The 2,500-nt window shown below is 54.9% G+C and carries 2 rRNA genes (1 of these 2 cut by a window edge); both read right to left on the reverse strand.

The window, feature by feature from the left end:
* Positions 1 to 14: 14 nt before the first annotated feature.
* A 5S ribosomal RNA gene (gene rrf, locus AD928_RS00885) occupies positions 15 to 130 on the reverse strand.
* Positions 131 to 250: 120 nt separating this feature from the next.
* Positions 251 to 2,500 (reverse strand): 23S ribosomal RNA (locus AD928_RS00890); it runs 492 nt beyond the window's last position.

Here is a 2,500-nt window from a genome sequence, read left to right on the forward strand (position 1 = left end):
GGGTAGACTGGAAGACCTGGCGGCGACCGACTTTCCCACGACTTAAGCCGCAGTATCATAGGCGCTGGGGGGTTTCACGGCCGAGTTCGGGATGGGATCGGGTGGATCACTCCCCGCCATGGCCACCAGGTCATCCAGTCCACCCTGAGTGGGGTGGTGTGGATGCGGTTGGTAAAGAGAGAATTTTTGTGTGTGTGACGCGTGCATGGATGATTTCTGTGCACGGGCTGTCCTTTTAAGGGGACAGTATGAGAGTGAGCCTATAGAGCGATTAGGACCAGTTAGCTACACGCATTACTGCGCTTCCACACCTGGCCTATCAACGTGATGGTCTATCACGGCTCTCAGGGAGATCTAGTTTTGAGGTGGGTTTCCCGCTTAGATGCTTTCAGCGGTTATCCCGTCCATACTTAGCTACCCGGCGGTGCCGCTGGCGCGACAACCGGTGCACCAGAGGTATGTTCATCCCGGTCCTCTCGTACTAGGGACAAATCCTCTCAAATCTCCAACATCCACGGCAGATAGGGACCGAACTGTCTCACGACGTTCTAAACCCAGCTCACGTACCACTTTAATCGGCGAACAGCCGAACCCTTGGGACCTGCTCCAGCCCCAGGATGTGATGAGCCGACATCGAGGTGCCAAACCTCCCCGTCGATGTGGACTCTTGGGGGAGATCAGCCTGTTATCCCTAGAGTACCTTTTATCCGTTGAGCGATGGCCCTTCCACGCGGGACCACCGGATCACTATGGCCGACTTTCGTCTCTGCTCGAGCTGTCACTCTCGCAGTCAGGCGGGCTTATGCCATTGCACTCAACAGCCGGTTTCCGACCGGCCTGAGCCCACCATCGCGCGCCTCCGTTACACTTTGGGAGGCGACCGCCCCAGTCAAACTGCCCACCATACAGGGTCCCGGATCAGGCTAACTGACCGCGGTTAGACATCAGAAAAATTCAGGGTGGTATTTCAAGGATGACTCCACGGGAACTGGCGCCCCCGCTTCAAAGCCTCCCACCTATCCTACACAGAATGTCTCTGATGCCACTGTAAAGCTGCAGTAAAGGTTCATAGGGTCTTTCCGTCTGACCGCGGATACCCCGCATCTTCACGGGGAATTCAATTTCGCTGAGCCGATGCTGGAGACAGCGGGGAAGTCGTTACGCCATTCGTGCAGGTCGGAACTTACCCGACAAGGAATTTCGCTACCTTAGGACCGTTATAGTTACGGCCGCCGTTTACCGGGGCTTCAATTCAGTGCTCTCACACCTCCTCTTAACCTTCCGGCACCGGGCAGGCGTCAGGCCCTATACGTCGTCTTTCGACTTCGCAGAGCCCTGTGTTTTTACTAAACAGTCGCTACCCCCTGGTCTGTGCCACCCGCCAATGGTTGCCCACTAACGGGTCTCGCTTATCCCGAAGTTACACGAGTAATTTGCCTAGTTCCTTCAGCATCGTTCTCTCAAGCGCCTTGGTATTCTCTACCAGTCCACCTGTGTCGGTTTCGGGTACGGTCTATATGCCAGAGCTATTTCCTGGAATGCGCCAAAAGCCAGTCCAATCCGATAAGGACTGACAACATATTGCATTCGTCACTTCTGGCAGGTTCAGGAATATTCACCTGATTCCCATCGACTACGGCTTTCGCCCTCGCCTTAGGGGCCGACTAACCCTGCGTGGATTAACCTTGCGCAGGAACCCTTGGACTTTCGGCGACAGTGTTTCTCGCACTGTTTGTCGCTACTCATGTCAGCATTCGCACTTCCGATATCTCCAGAGGGGGTCACCCCGCCTCCTTCACAGACCTACGGAACGCTCCGCTACCGCGCATATCATAGATATGCACCCACAGCTTCGGCACGTGGCTTGAGCCCCGTTACATTTTCGGCGCAGGGTTTCTATTAGACCAGTGAGCTATTACGCTTTCTTTAAAGGATGGCTGCTTCTAAGCCAACCTCCTGGTTGTTTTGGAATCCCCACATCCTTTCCCACTTAGCCACGATTTAGGGGCCTTAGCTGGTGGTCTGGGCTGTTTCCCTCTCGACAATGGACCTTAGCACCCACTGTCTGTCTGCCAGGCTAATACTTCCGGGTATTCGGAGTTTGGTTAGGTTTGGTAAGGCTTTGGGCCCCCCTAGCCCATCCAGTGCTCTACCCCCCGGGGTAAATTCCTGACGGTCTACCTCAATAGATTTCGCGGAGAACCAGCTATTTCCGAGTTTGATTGGCCTTTCACCCCTAGCCACAGCTCATCCCCGACTTTTTCAACAGGCGTGGGTTCGGCCCTCCAGTGCGTGTTACCGCACCTTCAGCCTGGCCATGGCTAGATCACTCGGTTTCGGGTCTTCTGCCAGCAACTAAACGCCCTATTCAGACTCGCTTTCGCTACGCCTACACCTACCGGCTTAAGCTTGCTGCAAACAGAAACTCGCTGACCCATTATACAAAAGGTACGCCGTCACCCCATAAGAGGCTCCGACTGCTTGTAGGCATTCGGTTTCA

The sequence above is a fragment of the Acetobacter cerevisiae genome (genome assembly GCF_001580535.1).
GTDB classification, from domain to species: domain Bacteria; phylum Pseudomonadota; class Alphaproteobacteria; order Acetobacterales; family Acetobacteraceae; genus Acetobacter; species Acetobacter cerevisiae.